Source organism: Robertmurraya korlensis NBRC 107688, from assembly GCF_001591645.1.
Classification (GTDB): domain Bacteria; phylum Bacillota; class Bacilli; order Bacillales; family Cytobacillaceae; genus Robertmurraya_A.
In genome coordinates this window covers 838,268-857,259 of sequence record NZ_BCVH01000001.1, presented here as the reverse complement: position 1 = coordinate 857,259, position 18,992 = coordinate 838,268, and the positions used below count along the sequence as shown (strand labels likewise).

The window sequence follows — 18,992 nt, the reverse complement described above, 5'->3', positions numbered from 1 at the left end:
TAAGGAGGATTAGGCCAAATGGGTATTTTAAGCGGAAAACCACAAGATGAGCCATTGCATTCGGGTGAGGTTTTTAACTTATGGTCACATTTATTAGCTACAAAAGAAAGCTTAGTGACACTTCAAATATTAAATAATCATTGTGGAGATCATGATTTAAAGGTTTTTATAGAGGACCTTATGGAAAATTGTATTCAGCAGGAAGAACAACAAGCGGAAGCGATTTTAAAAACAAGCGGTATTCGCCTTCCACCCGCTCCACCTGACCGACCAGATGTTCATGTAGAAGATATCCCTGCAGGTGCAAGGTTTAATGACCCAGAAATTGCATCTTTTCTACGTAAGGAACTGGCAGCTGGCAAGATCCTTTGCAGTTATGTGATGGGAATTGCCACTCGAGAGGATATTGCTTCGATGTATGGAGAATTCCATGTACAAAAGGCAGAATACGAAGACAAATTATTAAAAATTCAAAAGGAAAAGGGCTGGCTGGTGTTGCCTCCAATGAGCTTAAAATAGTGTCAATGAAGGGTGTGTAAAACATGGCGTCAAAGAATAAAGGAATGCTCATTACTGCAATTGGATCCATCCCGTTAATTATGACACTTGGAAATTCAATGCTCATTCCTATCTTACCACAGATGAAATCGGCGCTAGGCCTAAGCCAATTGCAAGCAAGTTTAACCATTACCGTGTTTTCCATTGCTGCAGCTATTTTCATTCCTATTTTAGGGTATTTATCAGACCGTTTTTCTCGAAAAATCATTATTGTACCTGCTCTTATTATTTATGGTATAGGTGGATTATTAGCAGGGTTTGGAGCGAGCGTGCTGGAAAAATCGTATATGTGGATTTTGATTGGTCGTACTCTCCAAGGAATCGGAGCAGCTGGGACAGCTCCTATTGCTATGGCCTTAACCGGGGATTTATTTAAAGGTGGAGAAGAAAGTAGAGTTCTTGGGATTGTGGAGGCTTCAAATGGCTTGGGAAAGGTGTTATCACCAATTATAGGCTCGTTGTTGGCGATTGTAGCTTGGTATGCCGTTTTTTACGCCTTCCCTGCTATTTGTCTTATTTCCGTCCTTCTTAGCTGGATTTTTATTAAGGAAAAGAGAAATCGCCAAGCTCCCCCACCGTTTGGCAAGTATGCGCGAGGGTTAATTAGCGTTTTTAAAAGAGAAGGAAGATGGTTATTTACCACCTACCTAGCGGGTGCCACCTGCCTATTTACTCTTTTTGGGATATTGTTTTACTTATCTGATGTATTGGAACAGCAATACGGGATAAATGGGGTGAAAAAGGGTCTGATCCTAGCTATTCCACTTCTTGTCCAAGGAGCCACCGCCTATATTACAGGGAGTAAAATAGGGAAAAACATGGTGAAAATGAAGAGATTAACTGTCCTTGGATTTATGCTTATGTTTATCTCTTATATTACTTTAACGCTTATAGAGAAAATCGTTCCTTTTCTACTTGTACTTGTCATTAGCAGTGTTGGGACGGGGCTCGTCCTCCCTTGTATCAATAGTTTAATTACAGGCTCTGTTGGGAAAGAACGAAGAGGCTTCGTAACTTCTTTATACGGTTCTGTTCGATTTATTGGAGTAGCTGTTGGTCCCCCTGTTTTTACCCGGTTAATGGACTGGTCACGAACAGGAATGTTTATCTCTATAGCCGTGTTAGCGCTTATTGTTGGGCTTTTAGCGTTAACTCTTATTCATGTGGAGAAGTCTGGAGATGAAAAGAATAAAAAAATTGCCTTCCGTTATAATTATGTCTAAGACTATTTCTTTCTCCAACCAAGAGTATACACTCCATAATAATTATAAAAGTAAACAAGGTCGACCATTTTTGTTGATATCCATTGACTAATTAGTGCTTGAATAATCAGTTCCCAGCTAATGATTGATGCGGTTAGTACAAAAATACTAGTATTTATCCAAAATAAAGGTCTACCGGGTAAGGTCTCTCTTTTTGTAGCGATAATTAAGGCAATCACGCCTACTCCACCGTTAGAGACTGCATTCCTCAAGAGTAGGCCTACTCCTGTCCCTAACAACAAGGAACCAATTACGAGATCAACCCAAACATTCCCTATCGGGGAGTGAAGTTCGCCTTCAATAAAAATAACGGTAAACGATGTAACGGTTATAGCGAACATTGTCCACAAAGCACTTGAATTGCCTAAATATTTTATGGCCAATACAAGCATGGAAAAATTGACAATCCAAAGAGCCAGTCCCATATTTATGTGTAAAAAGTGATTTAATAGGACGGCTAGTCCTCCAGCACCACCAGATGGAATGGAATGGGGAAACAAAAATAATCCCATTCCAAGTCCCTGTATGGTGCCGCCTGCCATAACAAACCCATATTTTATTAAAAATTTTTTCATCGTGACATCCCTACTGTCAAAGAGTACTATCTTACACCCTGAACAAGCTTATCCTCAACATCTTATTCTATGTAGTTTGTATTTATGACTGCTTGGACAAAAAGGAAAAAAGCGAACCTAATGTTCACTTTTTTTAAAGTATTCTTTTGTAATTGCCCTCGATACATAATAGCCGCTTAAGGCGGAGGATAATGTACCTGGACCTGGAAATGTATGCTCCCCGACGATATACCAATTTGGAAGATTTGTACGGAAACTTCTTGGTTTGAGCACAGCATTTGTTATAGTTAAAGGAAATCCCCCCACCTTTGATTTGCCCATAAACTTTTTATAGGTAACAGGGGTTCCAGCTTCAGCGAATAGGAGGTGTTCCTTTAATCGAAAGTTCTTTTCTACTTCTTCCAATAATAGTTCCATTAAAAGAACTTTGTTTTCGTTGTAGGATTCCTTTGAAAGCTGAAGCCATTTATTCTCTTCTGTATGGACAGAGATTGTCATCATTACTTCGTCCAATACATTCTCCCCTGCACTATTTTTGGATTGGTGAAAGGTGACATAGATAGGATTATGACAATATTTATTTACGTGTGGATTATCGGAAACGATTTGATAGGCGAACGGCAGTGTTTTGCCAAGTAATTGATCCAAAATGTCTACCTTCACAGTCCCATCTATTCGAAAAGCACCCCACGAAAAGTCATCTGCCTCATATGATGTCTTATCTCCAAAGGAAACTCCGGAATTATTGATGATGGTTGAGAATGTGCTGTTACACTTTCTGCTTTCCACTTTCCATTGCTTACTAGTTGCATCATATGCTACGTCTTTCAAGGGAGAAGAAAGGTATACACGACCACCTTTTTTTCTAATTTCCTCCTCAAGCAATTCGCATAGCTGACCCATTCCATTTTCAAATACAAAGCTTCCTTTACGATAAATGGATAAAGCTACACTCGAAGGTAATAAAGCTGCTTTAGACACATCGGTTTGAACTGCATCAACCAACTGGGCATTAAGAAATTGTCTTAAAGGCATATAGGTATCGAGTTTGTAAGCATTTAACAGCTTCTCAACAGTCCATGTCGTATACTTAGCTAGTCTCGCTAATGAGAGAGGATTTTTTACGGCAAAGGATGGCAATGTTCCTAAATCATAGATTCGCTGTATAGGAAGGGAAACTTCACTTTTTGTGACTGATAAGACGTCCTCCCCGATTTGTTCAAGCTTTTCCCAAAATAATAGGACATCCTCCTTCCTTTCTGAGAAGCTCAATTGTAATTCTTTTTCCCATTCACTTTTATCTTTGTAAATCGACACCTCACGATCTGGTAAAATCACATCCATTGGATGGAGTAGCTCCATAAAGGGTGGGTTCATTCCTAGCTTAGCCAACAAATTTTTAAGTACACCGCCTTCTTCCAGCCCAAATGCAATGGTTGCTCCTGTAGGAAACCGTCTATTGTTTCTATAATAAAAACCTGCTGAACCTCCAACGGTTGTTGCTTTTTCTAAAATCGTTACATCAAAGCCATCTTTGGCCAAAAATGCACCGGCGGTTAACCCGCCAATTCCTGCTCCAATGATACAAACAGATGGTTTCATTCAATCTCTCTCCTCTACGAGAATCGCATAAATCTATTTTCAACCGAACTAACTAGAATTACAATTTTTAATATGTAAATACAAAAAAGGACGGGTATGGTTACACCATCCACATCCTTTTGCTAATTATAAAATTGCGAAAAATCTTTCCAGCCATAGACTAGCTCTATGACTTCTTTCCCAGCCACTGTATCCTCCAGTCGATCGATTTCAAATGCACCAAGAGTTTCATAAAAATGCTTTGACGGATTCTCCTCCAGAACCAACACAATCATGGAATGGATTCCATCACTTTTTAACTCTTCAATTAGAGAATTGACTAGTTGTCGACCAATCCCTTTGCCTTGGTCATTCTGTAGGATGTAGATGGCATATAGTTCACCGTTATACTTTGGATAGTTGCCAGTTCTCTCTTTTCCCCCTGAAGAAAATCCAATGATTTCTCCCTGCTCATTTTCAGCAACAAATACATACCCATTGGGGATGGCACGAGTCCATAATTCTTCCCGACTTTCATATGTTATTGACTGTAAATAATTTTCAGAAAAAATAGACTTATAAGTCGTTCGCCAGCTATCCACATGAACCTTAGCAATCCCCCTTGCATCTCTAGGTAAGGCTCTACGAATAATCAACTTTTTCACTCCCCCGAGACTTCTTATATCTTTATTGTATCTAGAAAAAACCGCACATGATTTTTCATTTTCTGTTCGATTTCAGTTGTGTCCTTTCCATCAAAACGAAGCAAATGATATTCGGTTAACATAGCAAACATCGTATATTGATATTCTGAAGCAAGAACAGCGGGTTTGTACGTATCCTTAAGTTTTCCAAGCACGATTAATTTTGCAAAGACAGTTTCTAAAAATTGAAGAGAAAGGCCTATGACATCATGTAAATAAATTTCTCTGGCAGCAGGCAAACGATATTGCTCATTAGAAAGAATCCTCCAGCATCTCTCATTTTTTTCCCTGCTAAGATGCTCCTGGAATCGTTCAAATCCTCTAATAAAAAAACCTTCTAGTGTAGATGAAGCCAAAATAGCGTCTAATTGATCCTTAGTGGGAATAATCTTTGCAAATTCTACTCGAAAGTTGGATAAAATGGTTTCTAATATTTCATCTTTGTTTTTAAAATGGTTATATAGTGAACTTTCTTTAATTCCTACTTCCTTTGTAATTTCCCTAATTGACACACCACTAAAGCCTTTTTGTGAAAAAAGCTCAGTTGCAACATCTAAAATCTTTTCCTTTGTAGATTTAGTTTCATTCATTTGTTTCTCTCCTAGTTTATTCTCTCGTCATTGTAACTAACATTTTTCGCTCAGCAAAATATTAGGATAAAAGTGGTAGTAAAAAATCATGAAGCTTCTGAAGAGAGGTTAGATTTCTGTTGCATGTTAAATAATCCGAACAGATATAGTTTCCCCTAATGGTATAGGTCCCTTGAACTTTCCCCTTTGACTCGACTGAAAACAATCCAACAGATTCATATTTATTACAAATCGAGCAAATATTCTTTTGATGCTTCGTTGAAAAGGATCCTTGTAAGCCAATTATACGATTCTCGTAAGGCGCCACAATATATCTTTTGTTTGTTCCTTGATCCTCCCAGCTTAAATAAGAAATTTCTCGCAAAGGAATTTGATTAAGTGCAGGGCCTTTGAATTTTTTTACTTTTGAAAATAATTTTTTGAGTTGATCTTCGCTCACGTCAATAAATGGACGAACATACGGTTTTACCTTTGATAAATATTGATCAGCGGTTATTTTGTCCTGTACACTAGTTATGGTTAGAAATAGCTGTTGTGTTTCTAAACTCATTACTGAAACAAGCTCTTTGACTTCCTCCTCTATTAATTGTTTTAAGGCATGTAGCACTGACTGATCGTTTACAGTTGAATACGCGTTTATTAGTTTTTGGGTCCGTGACTGTAAAAAATTATATTGTTCATTTGTAATAGCTTCCATTTCTATTCTCCTATCGTTATAAGTACAAGTGGGATCACACACGCTTGTTAGTAATTATGTTTGGAATGATTCCTCTTAGTTTAAAAGTAAATTTTCCAGCTCATGTGGTGAATAAACCAAATAGTCTGGCTTGTGTAAGGTAACGATTTCTTCTGCATCAAACCCCCATCCAACCCAAATCACTTTAACTCCAATTCTCTTACAGGCAATGATATCCCGACTTTCATCGCCCACATACACCATCTCAGAAGCTTGCAGCTTGTGATTGTTTAAAAATCTTGATATCACCTTGTCTTTACCAAAAATTCGACTAGAACACATGACTTCTGTCACGATTCTGGCTAGATCGTTTTCCTTAAGGAAAGCCCTGATATTATCTTCAGAATTTGATGAAATAATAGCTATCTGAAATCCTTCTTCCGATAAACGGAGGAGCGTATTTTTCATCCCATCAAAAAAATGAACGTTTTTCATCGATTCCCGATACAGGCGTGTGAGCTCAGGAACCACCATCGGTATTTTATAAAGTGGAAAATGTAATAGTTTGCTTCTTTCTTTAAACGTCATGTTTTTAAGCGAATGAATTTGATTCGTTTCTATCCTTCCAAACCCGTATTTATCTGCCAATATGTTCCAGGCGGTTTGAAAAGCATATTTTGAATCTACTAATGTTCCATCAAAATCAAATACTACGTACTTAATCATGCTTTCTCCTCCTTATATATTGCTTATAAAGTTCATTTTAACTAACGTTCGTTAGTTGTGTCAATGGGCTAATTTATATGATGATTCACTTGCCGATAGAACATACTAACATAAGGTGGTGATCAAGAATATGTATGAATTTTCTCGAATTGAATTACAGCAACAAGACGGTCAGATTCTTGCCAACTTCCCTTCTCTACGAACTTCTGCACACGAAGTAACCTTTAATATGAGCTATTTGTATTTTGGGAATACGAGCTCTTACATCTCTCAAGTCGACAAAACACAAGGAAACTTAAGCCTCGTTTCCCCAAGCTATTTTGATTTGAATGCTGATGGGTCACTTAAGATTACTTCTCAATTTGATGAGGCTTTTGTTACTCAGATGCACGCTCGTGGGATAAAGGTTGTCCCCTTTCTTAGTAATCATTGGGACCGGACGCTTGGTCGGCAGGCTCTTGCCAATCGAGAAAAACTATCTTCTCAACTCGCCGAGTTTATTGTGACAAATAACCTAGATGGAATTCAGGTAGATATTGAGAATGTGACCGATCTAGATCGTGACGCCTATACAGACTTGGTTCGCTTGTTACGTGAAAAACTTCCTTCAAACAAGGAGGTTTCAGTAGCAGTTGCCGCTAACCCGAACGGATGGACAAAGGGTTGGCATGGCTCCTACGACTACAAAGAACTAGCGAAATATGCCAACTATTTAATGATTATGGCCTATGATGAGAGTTATTCGGGTGGCCCACAAGGACCTGTCGCGAGTTACGGATGGGTGGAGCGCTCGATTCAATATTCTTTGAATCAAGGAGTGGCTGCCGACAAAATCGTTCTCGGTATTCCATTCTATGGACGATACTGGAAAGAAGGTCAAGCAACAGGCGGAGCCGGTATTTCTAATCACCGTGTCGATGAAATGCTCGCTAAATATGGCGGTACAGTTTCCTATGACGAGACATCACAGTCTCCTAAAGCAACAATTTCGATAAAACCAGGAGACCCAACTATCAGTATTGCAGGTACTACACTTACGGCAGGTACATATCATATTTGGTATGAAAATCATGAGTCAATTAAAGCGAAATTACAGCTAATCCATAAATACAATCTAAAAGGATCAGGGAGCTGGAGCTTAGGTCAAGAAAGCTCTTCTATCTGGCAGTCGTATCGGACATGGTTATCACATGATGGACAAGTCGAAGTTTCTCCTGTAAGCGATACTCAACCAAAGGAGCAAGCAGGAAGTACGGCTCCTTCCACTGCAATTACACATATCGTGCAATCTGGAGACACCCTTTGGAAAATCGCAGCTAGTTATAAAATGAGCGTTGATGAGCTGAAAGCATGGAACAATCTAACAACAGATGCCATTTTTATTGGACAAGCTTTGAAAGTAAAAAGCTTACAAACGTCCACTCAACAACCTGTACCAAGCGAACCAGCTGCCAATACACCAGGTGCGGTCTCTGCCCTAGGGCCCTTGCCTGCTCCAGTACCTGTTCCATCGCCCAAACCGGCGATTACTCCTCCACGGGCACCCGCACCGGCCGTTGCAGCTCCAGCCAAGAAATATCCAACCCTTCGTGTAGGGTCAAGTGGTGCTGCCGTTACAGACATGCAAAATAAGCTTAAGAAAGTAGGTATCTATAAAGGAAGTGTACACGGTAAATACGATACAAGTACTCGTAATGCGGTCATTGCCTTCCAAAAAAAATATAAGCTAAAAGCGGATGGGATTGCAGGACCTGCTACTTTGTCAAAGCTAGATGCGGTCATTGCACCAACCAAAGCAGCTACTACATCAAAACCTGCCGTTGTCTCTGTAAAAAAATACCCTACCCTCCGCACTGGCTCAAAAGGTACGGCTGTTAAAGATATGCAGAGTAAGCTTAAGAAAAATGGTGTGTATAGGGGGAATGCACATGGCACGTATGATGCAGCAACGAGAAATGCCGTAATTGTGTTTCAAAAGAAATATAAATTAAAAGCCGATGGGATCGCAGGGCCGACAACCCTCAGTAAATTAGATTCGGTAACAAAATAGGAGGATATAGAATGAAAAAAACGATGCAAGTGTTTTTTGTAGTGTTGATGACGTTTGTGATGAATAGTCAGTTGATCGCTGCAAAAGAAAGTACAAGCATTCTCTTACTAGGTATAGGAGCAACAATTGAAAAAGGTCAAGATGGAGAAGTTGTGGTTAAGACAGAAGGATTAAAAGTAGGCGAAGGTTTTGTTTTCACACCCAAAGACCTTGGTTCCAAAAGCATCTTGTTTCAGGTTGAGCTAAAAGGAACGGGTCCGGTTATCTTAAGAATCGAAGAAACGGATGCAAGAGGGAAATTTTTAAAAGATAAAGAACGAGAAGTTGAACTAACAAGCAACTGGAGCAAAAAGGAACTTGATTTCGTACTTGAGAGTGAATCATCACAAGTGGATGTATTTGTTGTAACAAAAGAGAAAAAGGAAACGGTATTTGAGGTAAGAAATGTCCAAGTGATCGGACAGTAGAACTGTATAAGAAGGGGATCCTTAGTATCGTAATCTTCGGATCCCCTTCTTTCATGTTACCCTACAAATTGATGATATAATTTTTTAGCTTCAGTAATATCCTTAGTTCCATGAACAAGAACACGTCCATCCGTAAAGAAAACAAGTCGGTGTTCCCCTGTAGTCAGTGACAATAAATAGTCGTTTTTACTTACTTGACCTAATGGCTTTAATCCTAGTGCTAGTTTTTCAAGATTTAATGTTGTGTTTTTCCCAGGTCGAATTTGTACAGTATTCCTCCCGCATAAAACAGCTGTTTTTGTTGAATGGGCTTTATCTAAAAACGGATAGCTTGGGATGTTTCCGCAAGATGGACAATCCTCTTTTTTCATTTTGTCCACTGCAATAGATGAGGATTGATTCAACCACAGATCAAACGACAAGAGCGAGCCTCTGAGTGAGGATTGATTACCGGTTAAAAGCTTGATTGCTTCTGTTACCTGGTGTGCAACAACGATTTGAACCGCTGGTGAAATGATGCCTGCTGTATCGCACGTCATCCCCCCTAGCGGAATGGTGTCTAATAAACATTGTAGGCAGGGAGTTTCTCCAGGAATAATCGTCAGAGACAGCCCGTAACTCCCCACACATGCCCCGTAGATCCACGGAATGTTTGCTTTTTGTGATATATCATTGATTAGTAGTCTAGTATCAAAATTATCGGTTGCATCTAAAATGATATCAACGTCTATAATTAACTGTTCTATTTCCTCAATTGATACATCCATTACTTGTGAAACCACTTCTACATCAGAGTTAATATCGTAAAGACGTTTTTTTGCAGCAACTGCTTTCGGGATTCGATCTCGTGCGTCTGCTTCACTATACAGCTGTTGGCGTTGGAGATTGCTCCATTCGACATAGTCTCGATCTACAATCGTTAATTTCCCTATCCCTGCTCGTGTAAGAGATTCCGCGATTGCTGTTCCTAAAGCACCTGCACCAATGACAAGTGCATGAGAATTGCGAATGTTCTGCTGCCCCAGTTTCCCAATTGGTTGAAAGAGTTCTTGTCTTGAATATCGATCAATCACAGTCATTACCCTCCCCCAACGAAATGAACAATTTCGATGTGATCTCCTTGTTTTAGAATGGTAGATTTATAGTTATCTTTCTCAATAATCTCTTTGTTTCGCTCAACAATCACAAGCTTTGGATTAAGCTCGTAACTTTCAATCAATGACAAAATCGTATTTTTACCAGTAGAAATCACGATTTCTTTCCCATTAACGAATACACTCATTGCTGAACCTCCTCTATTATTCTTCTATAATGTAAAGCCGCTTTCACTGGATTATCTGCTCCAAAAACCCCCGACAACACAGCAACTCCACTAGCCCCTGCTGCTAGTACGTTCTTCATATTTGAGGGGGTAATGCCGCCAATCGCAATGACAGGAATAGATATGTACGCGGTAAGTTCTTGTAAAGCAAACAGTCCACGTGGACGAAGTCCTGATTTAGAGGAACTTTCAAATACATGACCAAAAATCAAGTAATCCGCTCCTCGTTCTTCTTTTTCAAGTGCTTCACTTAGCGAATGAACGGAACATCCAGCTCGTATCATCGGGAAATGCTTTTTTACACTTAGTACATCTTCTCCACTATGAGAAAGCTGAACCCCACCTACACCTCCAGCTAACGCTACACTTGCCGAACCATTTAAAATCATTTTTGACAGCGGGACTCCCGCTTGTTTCATGCGTTGAATGCAGTGCAGAAGTTCTTCTGTGGACCGTTGTTTTTCTCGTAAGTGAATCCAATCTACACAGGAATGAATGTTTCTTGCGATTTCAATCACATCTGCTAGATTTTGATGTCCCGTTGTGATGACATGCAATTCTTTTTTCATAATCCGCTCCTTATTTCATCGTATATCCACCGTCAACAATGATGCTTTGACCAGTAACAAATCGTGCCCAGTTGCTTGCTAAATATAGGGCAGTTCCCGTAATGTCTTCAGGTCTGGCAATTCTCCCTAGTGGTGTTTCAGAAATAATAGCTGATTTTACTTCTTCTTTTGTTAGTCTACTAGCTTCTGTCGGGTACACTAGACCTGGTGCGATGCAATTTACGGTAATACCAAATCTACCAATATCTGCAGCTAAGTTTTGCGAATATGTCAATACTGCTGCCTTGGCTGTATTATAGTCATGGTACGGAACAGTTGGACGATACAATAGGTTTGTAGTCATATTAATGATTCGACCGAAGGCTATGTTTTTCATGTGAGGAATCGCATACTTACACATAAGATAGGTTCCCTTTAATGAACCATCGATCTGTCTCTGATAATCCTCCCACTGTGCCTCCCACGCCCATTTTCTTTCACTAGGATCAAAAAGGTATCCATGAAGTGCATTATTCACAACGATGTCTATCCGATCAAACTCTTCTGCTACCACATCGATCAATCTTTTCACATCTTCTTCCTTAGTAACGTCCGCTTGAATGGCTAAACAATCCACTCCATATTCTTTTTGTAAACTCTGAGCAAGGATTTCTGCCTTTTCTGCATTTTTCAAATAATTTATGACAACATGACAGCCTTCGGAGGCAAAGCTTTCTGCAAGTGCTGCCCCAATCCCTCTACTTGAGCCAGTGATGATACAGACTCTTCCTGCTAACGACAAATTCACTTCCTCACCTCTTATTTCAACTTTTCAACGAGTTCGTTTGTAGCAAGTTCTTCAATTTTGACCGGCTTTTGTAATAACCCCATTTCTACGTAAGACGCTTCTACCTCTTTTAAAACAGTAAAATCGAACGTACCGAGACCATTGTTGTTCAGACTCGTTTTGTTTCTAATTGCAATAATCTCTTTATTTCGTGTGACATCGCTACCGTCCACTGCATGTTTTGCCGCGATATCTGCAGCCTCATCAGGGTTCTCCATCGTGTACTCTATACTGTCTTTATATACCTGAAGGAAGCGGATAAGGGCGTCCTTCTTTTCGTTATAAACCTTTTCGGTGACAACAAACACATCAGACGGGGTATTGAGAACATCTTTTACTTCAATAATATCTACCTCACCTAGTCCTTTTTGCTTGGCATCATACAATCCGGTATCTGTAGCTGCGGTTGCAGCCACTTGACCCTCCATCAAGGGAGCAAAATTAAGAACACCCGTTGCAGTTATTGAAATATCTTCTTCCTTAATCCCTGCATGATGCAATAGCACCTGTAAATTTTGATACGTCCCACTTGCTAGACTGTAAACACCTACATTCTTCCCTTTTAAGTCCTCAATGGATTCGATATTGCTTTCCTTTAAGGAAACCAAATTAAATACGTTTTCTGGGTAAATATTGTAAATGATCTTCAATTTTTCGCCTTTTTCAGCAGCTAGCAGCACTGCTTCCAGGTTTGCGAAGGCAATATCAGCGTTACCAGCAAGGATGTTTTTTACTGCATCTCCCCCTCCTGCACCCGGTATATATTCAAACGTAAGGTTTTCTTTTTCAAATAGACCTTTTTCCTTAGCGACATATAAGTTACTCTGCTCAACAATCGGTTTGCTCCAGGACGCCATTCGAATGGTTTCCATTGGTTGCTGAGTTTCCTTTGCACAGCCTATCAATACGACTGCTAAGATTAATAAAATAGATAACAATGTTGTAGGAACTTTCACGATTTTTTCCTCCGATAAGAAGTGTATTTTTTAAAAAATAGAAATTCAATTGCATATATTGAAGCGTACAAGAGAATGCCAATAGCTGTTAACAGGATAAAGGCTGAAAATAGTAATGGAGTATCCATCATTCCTTGTGCGACGATAATTAATGCGCCTAATCCTTCATTTGCACCAATAAACTCACTAACAACCGCTCCAACCACACTAAGTACGATTGCCACCCTCATACCTGAAATTAAATAAGGAACGGCCGTCGGGAGCTGCAGCCGCCACAAGGTTTGCCATTTGCTAGCTTTCATCAGCTGAAAAAGCATTAATCGGTCCTTGTCGACCACCAGTAAGCCTGTCAATGTACTTTCAAACAATGGAAAAAAGCTAATCAATGCAACAATCAAAATCTTCGGCGTGTATCCGTACCCAAACCATAGAATGAGGAGTGGAGCTAAGGCAACCTTTGGCATTGCTTGTGTGGCAATAATATACGGCTTTAGAACAAGGCGAAGCGTATCCGATTGTGCAACCAGCAGACCAAGTCCGATTCCGATAAGGACTCCTGCAAAAAAACCACTAATGATCTCAAATAAGGTTGTAAAAATATGTGGCGTAAAATAACCGCTTAGTAACAATGTGAATAGCTTTTCTGCAATCGTTGTTGGTGCTGGTAAAAGCAATGGTGATATTTTTTTTACATGAACAATTACTTCCCAAAGAATGAGTAGGGAAATAAATAATACGGTGGAATAGATATAGCTTTTTTTCATAGATGAAGCCTCTCAATAATATCTTGCTGAAAGTCGTAAAATTTTTGGCTAATTAACATGTTCTTCTTTCTCGGTCGAGGAAAAGGTACCTGGTACTCTTGTAGCAATGTCCCGGGTTCCCCGCCTAGAAGGACGATACGATCAGACAGAAAAAAAGCTTCTTGAAGGTCATGTGTGACCAAAACCACAGTTGGTTTATACGCATTGATTAAGTGGTTCAGCTGAACATGCAGCTGATTCTTTGTAAAAGAATCGAGTGCCGAAAAAGGTTCATCCATTAAGAGGATGCTTGGCTGTTCAATTAATGCTCGGACAATGGCGACCCTCGACTGCATTCCTCCAGAACATTCATAAGGAAATTTATGAATCGCATCTGAGAGCCCGACACTTTCCAGCATTTCCTTTGCTTTATACATATCCTTTTCGGTCAATTTTCTCTTTAACTCTATTGGTAGTACGACATTTTCTAATACGGTCTTCCATTCTAACAAGATAGGTTTTTGAAAGATATACGAAAGCTCGTCAACCGGTTCATTAACTTCCTGACTACCTATCGAAATCAAACCAGTGGTAGGCTTTTGTATTCCTGATATTATCTGCAACAGACTGGTTTTTCCGCAACCACTTTTTCCAATGATGCTAATAAACTCCCCTTTTTTGATATCAAGGGAAAATTGTCGGATTGTTTCCTTCTGTTCTTGCTCATAGGTAAGCCCGACATTCTTTAATTGTAAATAGGGTGGCTGCATTTCTTTGTTTCCTCCTTATACCCGATGGGGATCATATGCATCCATGTCCATTTCTACGCTAGCTTCCACGTCGACCCAACGGACCAAATCGGCTAAATGGGGTCTTCCATCATGGTGCCAACCAGGTTCTGGTTCCCCCATTCTGCCTAAAAAAGTAATACGATTGACACCGCATCCTCCGAGTACTTCTAGAATCGAGCGGAAGGTATGCGGCGTGCATGCGACCCCAAAAGTCTGTATGAAACCTCGTACCTGATGGAGGAATGGAGGTACATCATCAATGGATTGAACGGGAATAACATACACAAACCGGTTTAATGGAGAAATTGGAAACCTAGTCGCTTTTTGATCGTAGACCACGGTCCAAGATGTACTTTTCTCGCTCTCGAATATGGTAATTTCCTTTGTTTGAAAAGCTTGAAATTGATACTTGGAGCGAGCCTGGATGATCGCCTGATTTTCTTGTTCGGTTAATCGGGCTCTTGGCATTTTCACCTGATAATTATTCATTTCTTGAGCTAGCAAACTAGCAAACTCACGTACAGATACACTTCCCTCCTCTTCAACAAAAAAGACATGTGGAGAAAGGCAGGCTTGTTGATCAAATTGAGAAGCATCCTTCGCAGCCTTCCTGGCGGTTTCTGTTACAAGTACACGCTGTAAGCAGTCTTTTGCAATGAAACCAGCACTCAACTTATGACCGTGTGCATGTAGCCGGACGTGAGAAGGGGCTTTTTTTCTAATAGAATTAATGGTCCCCTCGCTCCCGTACGCGATAATGCTTTCCGATGAAGTGAAAGCAACTTTCTCTAGCTCTTCCTCTCCACCTTTCCACCAAATGATTGCGATGCATTCAGCTAATTCCTGGTCAATCTCTCTCAATGTTTCTACAAACAAAGAGGGAAACAGCGGTTCAGATGAGGAAAGCTTTCCTATCGTGCTAGACTTAACTAATAGACCACTGACTAGACTCCATAGCGGCAAGGCAGGAACATTCCCGGAAAAAACGTGTGTGATTAGGTCTGGTCCATAGGCTCTTGTAAGGCCCCCTGATGTTCGTGGACGAAATTCGTCAAGAACCTGCGGATTGGTAAAGTCCACCTCCAACATTCTTTGAAGCTTTTCTTTACGAAACGAACGCAAATACGAATGTAAAAAGACTCGAATCATTTCTGAGTCATACCCTGTAACAATCGGGAGAAGCTCTTCTGCTAGTTTTCTATAATGATAGTTAGGGTCTAGCCATAGCTTTATCGCTTGGTCAATGATATTAATGATCTCATCTGTTTTGCGTGCTTGAAGCTTTCTATGCTGTTGTCTGAGATGGGAAATGACCTGTTTCAGTTCCTCGCTTGTAAGTTTTGGTACAAGAAGAGTGAGAGAATCAAAGGTTCGTTTCTCATAAGCTGGTGAGATGAAACTTGGGATCGAGCCGATTTTTAATTCCATCTGCTTACACCGTTACGAAATTGCTCTACAGCAAGGGAACAGCCCTTTGCTTCTGCCCCTTGGCTTCTACCTAATAACTTGAATCCAGCATTTTCGGCAATCCCCAAATCCTCCGTCATTACCCCAAGAACGGAATGAAAGTTGGCTAGGTCATAATGAACGAGAATTCCCTTCTCTCCTTTTTGTACACGCAACCCATTTTCCGGGTTGATCACCACAGTTTTTACCCAATTAGGGGCTTTTTGAATTCCCTCTCCGCTCTGGTCGTAAAACTGGGAGCTTAGCTCGGTCATTCCGTACATGTTGACACAATCCGATTTTGGCAAAGCGAACGATTCTGCCACCATCTGTTTAAAGTGGTCTGAACTCATTTCAATGGCTCGACCTTTAGATCCACCTGTATCCAGTACACGACTTCCTTTTGGTAGTTGAAATCGTAGGTTGTTATTTTCCATATACTCGACAAAGTGAATAAATGAAAACGTAGCCCCTAACAAATAGATTGGGGTGTTTGATTGTTCGGCTTCTGCAATGAAGGCGACGAACTTTTCGAAATCATAGTCCCCGTTGGTTGCGATATATTCACTATCCTTCGTTCCGTAGTCACGAAGAGCTATAAATAAATAGTGTGCAAGGGAAGAATGTGGCATTTCCTTTGGGTGTGGAAAAAGAATGGCCATTTTTACTCGTTTCTTCTCTTTCATCATACTTTCTTCAAAATGAGCTTTCATCGAAGCTGTCCAAACATCTAGATCACGATGAATGTTTCTCCCTTGCCTTCCGCTTGTCGTTCCACTTGTTTGGAAATACGTCTCTGTCTCTTCAATCGGCGTACAAGAAATATCAGCTTCCTTAAAAGCACCAACTGGAACGGGAGGAATCTGCTCGTACGATTGAAGCATCGAGGGATGAACTTTTCTTGCCCGACAAAACTTTCTGTAAATAGGATTATTTTCGTACTGATAGGTGAATACCTGTAAAGCTAACGATTCAAAGGAATCACTTTCTCCATTTTCAATAAAAGCAAGAATGTTTTGTTTGATTTGTTCATAGTTCATGGTGTTTCTCTCCTTACGAAGAATGTGTAAGCATTTGCCAATCCTTAACTACTGGTTGATAGCCAAGCTCTTTTAGTGATTCCTTTACTTCTGCAACACTTCTTTTATCTGATATTTCGAATTGACTATGTGTGTGATCTTTATTGGCATATCCGCCAACAACGGTCGATGAAGCAGCAGACATTTTCGTCACTCCCAAAGGAAGTAAATGGCGTCTTAGTTCCGCGCTTTCTCTTGTAGAAAGTGTCATGCCAGCCCTCGGTAAGAATAAACGAGATGCAAGCATCGCTTGAACCAAATTTTTATCCGTTACATCGACCTTAGGTTGGAATCCACCAAGATTCGGACGAATGCGAGGGAAGGAAAGAGCAATATCTGTTTCAAGATAATTTCTTTGTAAGTATCTAGCATGTAGTCCGGTAAAAAAGACTTCCCTTCTCCACTCATCCATACCAAGCAATGCGCCTATATTAACGGATCTCATTCCTGCTTTGGCTCCTCGTTCTGGTGCATCTAATCGATAGCGATAATTTCTTTTTGGTCCCTTTAGATGATGCTCTTTATAAATTTCTTCGTTATACACCTCTTGATAAACGGTTAATCCGTCAATACCGCGTGCGACAAGCGTACGGTACTCATCGGTGTCTAATGGCTGTATCTCAATAGATAAAGAGGAAAAATACTTTTTCATCACATCAATGGTTTCACACAAATAATCGACCGAAGAATGCAAGCGAGATTCGCCCGTTAGAAGGATAATATGTCTCAAGCCCATTTGGACAAGTGCTTGTGATTCCTCTTCAATTTCAGCCATGGTCAGCTTCCTACGTGGAAAGTCGTTATCGATACTAAAGCTGCAGTACGTACATTTGTTCACACAGTAGTCAGTTAAATAAAGTGGTGCATATAGCTGAATCGTACGGCCAAAATGCTGCACCGTTCGCTGATGAGCTTTTTGCGCCATCTCCTCTAAACAATGTTCAGCTGCTGGAGATAAGAGGATTAAGAAATCCTCTGTATGAAGTCGTTCTTTCTGTAGGACCCTTTTTACGTCTTGAGTGGTGATGATGGAAAAAAAGTCGTCAAATGGATAATTCTTCACTTTTAGATATTCATCATAAAATGACATTCCTCTCACCTACCCTAAAAATCCTGTTAATGGTGATGATGCTCGTGCAGTCGTAGTTGTTGGTCCAACCCCACTAATGAATGCTTTCCGTCCAGCTTTTACTGCTAAATCAAAGGCAATGGCCATTTCCACCGGATCCTTTGCTGTAGCGATTGCTGTATTGACAAGGACAGCTGCTGCCCCCATTTCCATTGCCTCCGCTGCTTCTGAAGGCTTGCCAATACCTGCATCAACAATGATTGGAACATCCATTTCTTCAATCAGTATTTGTATTAGCTCCTTCGTTCGTATTCCTCGGTTTGAGCCGATTGGTGAACCAAGTGGCATAATCGCCGCTGCTCCTGCATTTTGCATCGCTTTTGCTGCCATTAAGTCAGGGCTCATATAAGGGAGAACAACAAACCCCTCATTGGCTAGGATTTCAGTTGCTTTGGCTGTTTCGTAGTTGTCTGGCAGCAAATACTTTTGATCAGAAATCACTTCAATTTTAATCCAATTCCCCATCCCAGCAGCTCGAGCAAGTCGGGCAATTCGTATGGCTTCATCGGCTGTTCTCGCTCCGGATGTATTCGGTAGTAAAATCATGTCCTTAGGAATATCCTCAAGAATGTTTTCTTCACCGGTAGCATCCAGGTCGACCCGTCTTAAGGCAACTGTAACCACCTGTGATTGGGATTGGATCAACGCTTCTCTCATGAGCTTATGGTTATAAAATTTACCTGTTCCTGTTAATAGTCGATTATGTAGCTGTGTGTTTCCAATCGTTAATAAGTCGGTCATTGTGGTTCCTCCTAGTGTTTTTATTGGGAAAAATAAAAAAGACTCACCAACATTGGCAAGTCTTCACATTCCCGTATAAACGGCCCCTTAATTAGAGCGGATATACAAAGTGATTGCTTCCCTACGTTGGTTCTAACCAAATCAGGTTCAAGGGTTGGATACATCCTCTCAGCCTTATAGGCACCCCTAGCTAAATTTGTTC

Annotated in this window: 21 protein-coding genes and 1 riboswitch; of the genes, 4 read left to right on the top strand and 17 right to left on the bottom strand. The window is 40.4% G+C overall.

Going from position 1 to position 18,992, the window contains the following annotated elements; all coding sequences use genetic code 11:
- The first annotated feature begins 18 nt into the window (after positions 1–18).
- Positions 19–519 carry a DUF3231 family protein gene (locus BKO01S_RS04295; protein WP_066049103.1) on the top strand — a complete coding sequence of 167 codons (501 nt, stop codon included), beginning with the start codon at positions 19–21 and terminating at the stop codon, positions 517–519.
- A gap of 23 nt (positions 520–542) precedes the next feature.
- Positions 543–1,781, top strand: a complete 1,239-nt coding sequence (locus tag BKO01S_RS04290) for an MFS transporter (protein ID WP_066049100.1) — start codon at positions 543–545, stop codon at positions 1,779–1,781.
- A gap of 2 nt (positions 1,782–1,783) precedes the next feature.
- On the opposite strand, the gene BKO01S_RS04285 is transcribed toward BKO01S_RS04290, so the two are convergent.
- From BKO01S_RS04285 to BKO01S_RS04260, 6 genes are all read right to left on the bottom strand, one after another.
- Complete coding sequence (locus BKO01S_RS04285) at positions 1,784–2,395, bottom strand: YitT family protein (RefSeq protein ID WP_066049097.1); 612 nt, start codon at positions 2,393–2,395, stop codon at positions 1,784–1,786.
- Between the two features lie 117 nt (positions 2,396–2,512).
- The gene (locus BKO01S_RS04280) at positions 2,513–3,997 is read right to left on the bottom strand and encodes a phytoene desaturase family protein (RefSeq protein ID WP_066049094.1); all 1,485 of its coding nucleotides are present in this window, start codon (positions 3,995–3,997) and stop codon (positions 2,513–2,515) included.
- Positions 3,998–4,119: 122 nt separating this feature from the next.
- On the bottom strand, positions 4,120–4,641 hold the full coding sequence (locus BKO01S_RS04275; protein ID WP_369690981.1) for a GNAT family N-acetyltransferase: 522 nt from the start codon (positions 4,639–4,641) through the stop codon (positions 4,120–4,122).
- Between the two features lie 14 nt (positions 4,642–4,655).
- Positions 4,656–5,270, bottom strand: coding sequence for a TetR/AcrR family transcriptional regulator (locus tag BKO01S_RS04270; protein WP_066049088.1), 615 nt, complete (start codon positions 5,268–5,270; stop codon positions 4,656–4,658).
- A 61-nt stretch (positions 5,271–5,331) separates the two neighbouring features.
- On the bottom strand, positions 5,332–5,967 hold the full coding sequence (locus tag BKO01S_RS04265; RefSeq protein ID WP_066049085.1) for a FusB/FusC family EF-G-binding protein: 636 nt from the start codon (positions 5,965–5,967) through the stop codon (positions 5,332–5,334).
- Positions 5,968–6,042: 75 nt separating this feature from the next.
- Positions 6,043–6,672, bottom strand: a complete 630-nt coding sequence (locus BKO01S_RS04260; RefSeq protein ID WP_232311154.1) for an HAD-IA family hydrolase — start codon at positions 6,670–6,672, stop codon at positions 6,043–6,045.
- Between the two features lie 130 nt (positions 6,673–6,802).
- Here BKO01S_RS04260 and BKO01S_RS04255 point away from each other — a divergent pair, with 130 nt between their 5' ends.
- Both BKO01S_RS04255 and BKO01S_RS04250 read left to right on the top strand, forming a co-directional pair.
- Positions 6,803–8,722 carry a peptidoglycan-binding protein gene (locus tag BKO01S_RS04255; protein ID WP_084361939.1) on the top strand — a complete coding sequence of 640 codons (1,920 nt, stop codon included), beginning with the start codon at positions 6,803–6,805 and terminating at the stop codon, positions 8,720–8,722.
- An 11-nt stretch (positions 8,723–8,733) separates the two neighbouring features.
- Entirely contained in the window at positions 8,734–9,189 is a 456-nt protein-coding gene (locus BKO01S_RS04250; protein ID WP_066049082.1) for a hypothetical protein, read from the top strand.
- 56 nt (positions 9,190–9,245) lie between these two features.
- On the opposite strand, the gene BKO01S_RS04245 is transcribed toward BKO01S_RS04250, so the two are convergent.
- From BKO01S_RS04245 to BKO01S_RS04195, 11 genes are read right to left on the bottom strand one after another with little or no spacing between them, the layout of a single operon-like run.
- Positions 9,246–10,262 carry a thiazole biosynthesis adenylyltransferase ThiF gene (locus BKO01S_RS04245; RefSeq protein ID WP_066049598.1) on the bottom strand — a complete coding sequence of 339 codons (1,017 nt, stop codon included), beginning with the start codon at positions 10,260–10,262 and terminating at the stop codon, positions 9,246–9,248.
- Positions 10,263–10,267: 5 nt separating this feature from the next.
- Positions 10,268–10,471, bottom strand: coding sequence for a sulfur carrier protein ThiS (thiS, locus tag BKO01S_RS04240; RefSeq protein WP_066049079.1), 204 nt, complete (start codon positions 10,469–10,471; stop codon positions 10,268–10,270).
- On the bottom strand, positions 10,468–11,079 hold the full coding sequence (locus tag BKO01S_RS04235; RefSeq protein WP_066049076.1) for a thiamine phosphate synthase: 612 nt from the start codon (positions 11,077–11,079) through the stop codon (positions 10,468–10,470). Before BKO01S_RS04235 ends, thiS begins: the two co-directional genes overlap by 4 nt.
- A gap of 10 nt (positions 11,080–11,089) precedes the next feature.
- Entirely contained in the window at positions 11,090–11,866 is a 777-nt protein-coding gene (locus BKO01S_RS04230) for an SDR family oxidoreductase (protein WP_084361938.1), read from the bottom strand.
- Positions 11,867–11,877: 11 nt separating this feature from the next.
- Positions 11,878–12,861, bottom strand: a complete 984-nt coding sequence (locus tag BKO01S_RS04225; RefSeq protein WP_232311153.1) for an ABC transporter substrate-binding protein — start codon at positions 12,859–12,861, stop codon at positions 11,878–11,880.
- Positions 12,858–13,625, bottom strand: coding sequence for an ABC transporter permease (locus BKO01S_RS04220; RefSeq protein WP_066049071.1), 768 nt, complete (start codon positions 13,623–13,625; stop codon positions 12,858–12,860). The genes BKO01S_RS04225 and BKO01S_RS04220 overlap by 4 nt, the downstream gene beginning before the upstream one ends.
- Entirely contained in the window at positions 13,622–14,374 is a 753-nt protein-coding gene (locus tag BKO01S_RS04215) for an ABC transporter ATP-binding protein (protein ID WP_066049068.1), read from the bottom strand. The genes BKO01S_RS04220 and BKO01S_RS04215 overlap by 4 nt, the downstream gene beginning before the upstream one ends.
- A gap of 15 nt (positions 14,375–14,389) precedes the next feature.
- Complete coding sequence (locus tag BKO01S_RS04210; RefSeq protein ID WP_066049065.1) at positions 14,390–15,823, bottom strand: acyl-CoA reductase; 1,434 nt, start codon at positions 15,821–15,823, stop codon at positions 14,390–14,392.
- Positions 15,814–16,881, bottom strand: coding sequence for a LuxE/PaaK family acyltransferase (locus BKO01S_RS04205; RefSeq protein ID WP_066049062.1), 1,068 nt, complete (start codon positions 16,879–16,881; stop codon positions 15,814–15,816). The genes BKO01S_RS04210 and BKO01S_RS04205 overlap by 10 nt, the downstream gene beginning before the upstream one ends.
- 13 nt (positions 16,882–16,894) lie before the next feature.
- Positions 16,895–18,010 (bottom strand): 2-iminoacetate synthase ThiH, encoded by a 1,116-nt coding sequence (gene thiH, locus BKO01S_RS04200; protein WP_066049059.1) that lies wholly within the window; start codon positions 18,008–18,010, stop codon positions 16,895–16,897.
- A gap of 9 nt (positions 18,011–18,019) precedes the next feature.
- Positions 18,020–18,790: a thiazole synthase gene (locus BKO01S_RS04195; RefSeq protein ID WP_066049058.1), complete on the bottom strand. Its 771-nt coding sequence runs from the start codon at positions 18,788–18,790 to the stop codon at positions 18,020–18,022.
- A gap of 101 nt (positions 18,791–18,891) precedes the next feature.
- Positions 18,892–18,988, bottom strand: a riboswitch (TPP riboswitch).
- Positions 18,989–18,992 lie beyond the last annotated feature (4 nt).

Coding starts and splice junctions, on each gene's coding strand:
- BKO01S_RS04295 (WP_066049103.1), top strand. CDS start 19: ATGGGTATTTTAAGCGGAAAACCACAAGATGAGCCATTGCATTCGGGT.
- BKO01S_RS04290 (WP_066049100.1), top strand. CDS start 543: ATGGCGTCAAAGAATAAAGGAATGCTCATTACTGCAATTGGATCCATC.
- BKO01S_RS04285 (WP_066049097.1), bottom strand. CDS start 2,395: ATGAAAAAATTTTTAATAAAATATGGGTTTGTTATGGCAGGCGGCACC.
- BKO01S_RS04280 (WP_066049094.1), bottom strand. CDS start 3,997: ATGAAACCATCTGTTTGTATCATTGGAGCAGGAATTGGCGGGTTAACC.
- BKO01S_RS04270 (WP_066049088.1), bottom strand. CDS start 5,270: ATGAATGAAACTAAATCTACAAAGGAAAAGATTTTAGATGTTGCAACT.
- BKO01S_RS04265 (WP_066049085.1), bottom strand. CDS start 5,967: ATGGAAGCTATTACAAATGAACAATATAATTTTTTACAGTCACGGACC.
- BKO01S_RS04260 (WP_232311154.1), bottom strand. CDS start 6,672: ATGATTAAGTACGTAGTATTTGATTTTGATGGAACATTAGTAGATTCA.
- BKO01S_RS04255 (WP_084361939.1), top strand. CDS start 6,803: ATGTATGAATTTTCTCGAATTGAATTACAGCAACAAGACGGTCAGATT.
- BKO01S_RS04250 (WP_066049082.1), top strand. CDS start 8,734: ATGAAAAAAACGATGCAAGTGTTTTTTGTAGTGTTGATGACGTTTGTG.
- thiS (WP_066049079.1), bottom strand. CDS start 10,471: ATGAGTGTATTCGTTAATGGGAAAGAAATCGTGATTTCTACTGGTAAA.
- BKO01S_RS04235 (WP_066049076.1), bottom strand. CDS start 11,079: ATGAAAAAAGAATTGCATGTCATCACAACGGGACATCAAAATCTAGCA.
- BKO01S_RS04220 (WP_066049071.1), bottom strand. CDS start 13,625: ATGAAAAAAAGCTATATCTATTCCACCGTATTATTTATTTCCCTACTC.
- BKO01S_RS04215 (WP_066049068.1), bottom strand. CDS start 14,374: ATGCAGCCACCCTATTTACAATTAAAGAATGTCGGGCTTACCTATGAG.
- BKO01S_RS04210 (WP_066049065.1), bottom strand. CDS start 15,823: ATGGAATTAAAAATCGGCTCGATCCCAAGTTTCATCTCACCAGCTTAT.
- BKO01S_RS04205 (WP_066049062.1), bottom strand. CDS start 16,881: ATGAACTATGAACAAATCAAACAAAACATTCTTGCTTTTATTGAAAAT.
- thiH (WP_066049059.1), bottom strand. CDS start 18,010: ATGTCATTTTATGATGAATATCTAAAAGTGAAGAATTATCCATTTGAC.
- BKO01S_RS04195 (WP_066049058.1), bottom strand. CDS start 18,790: ATGACCGACTTATTAACGATTGGAAACACACAGCTACATAATCGACTA.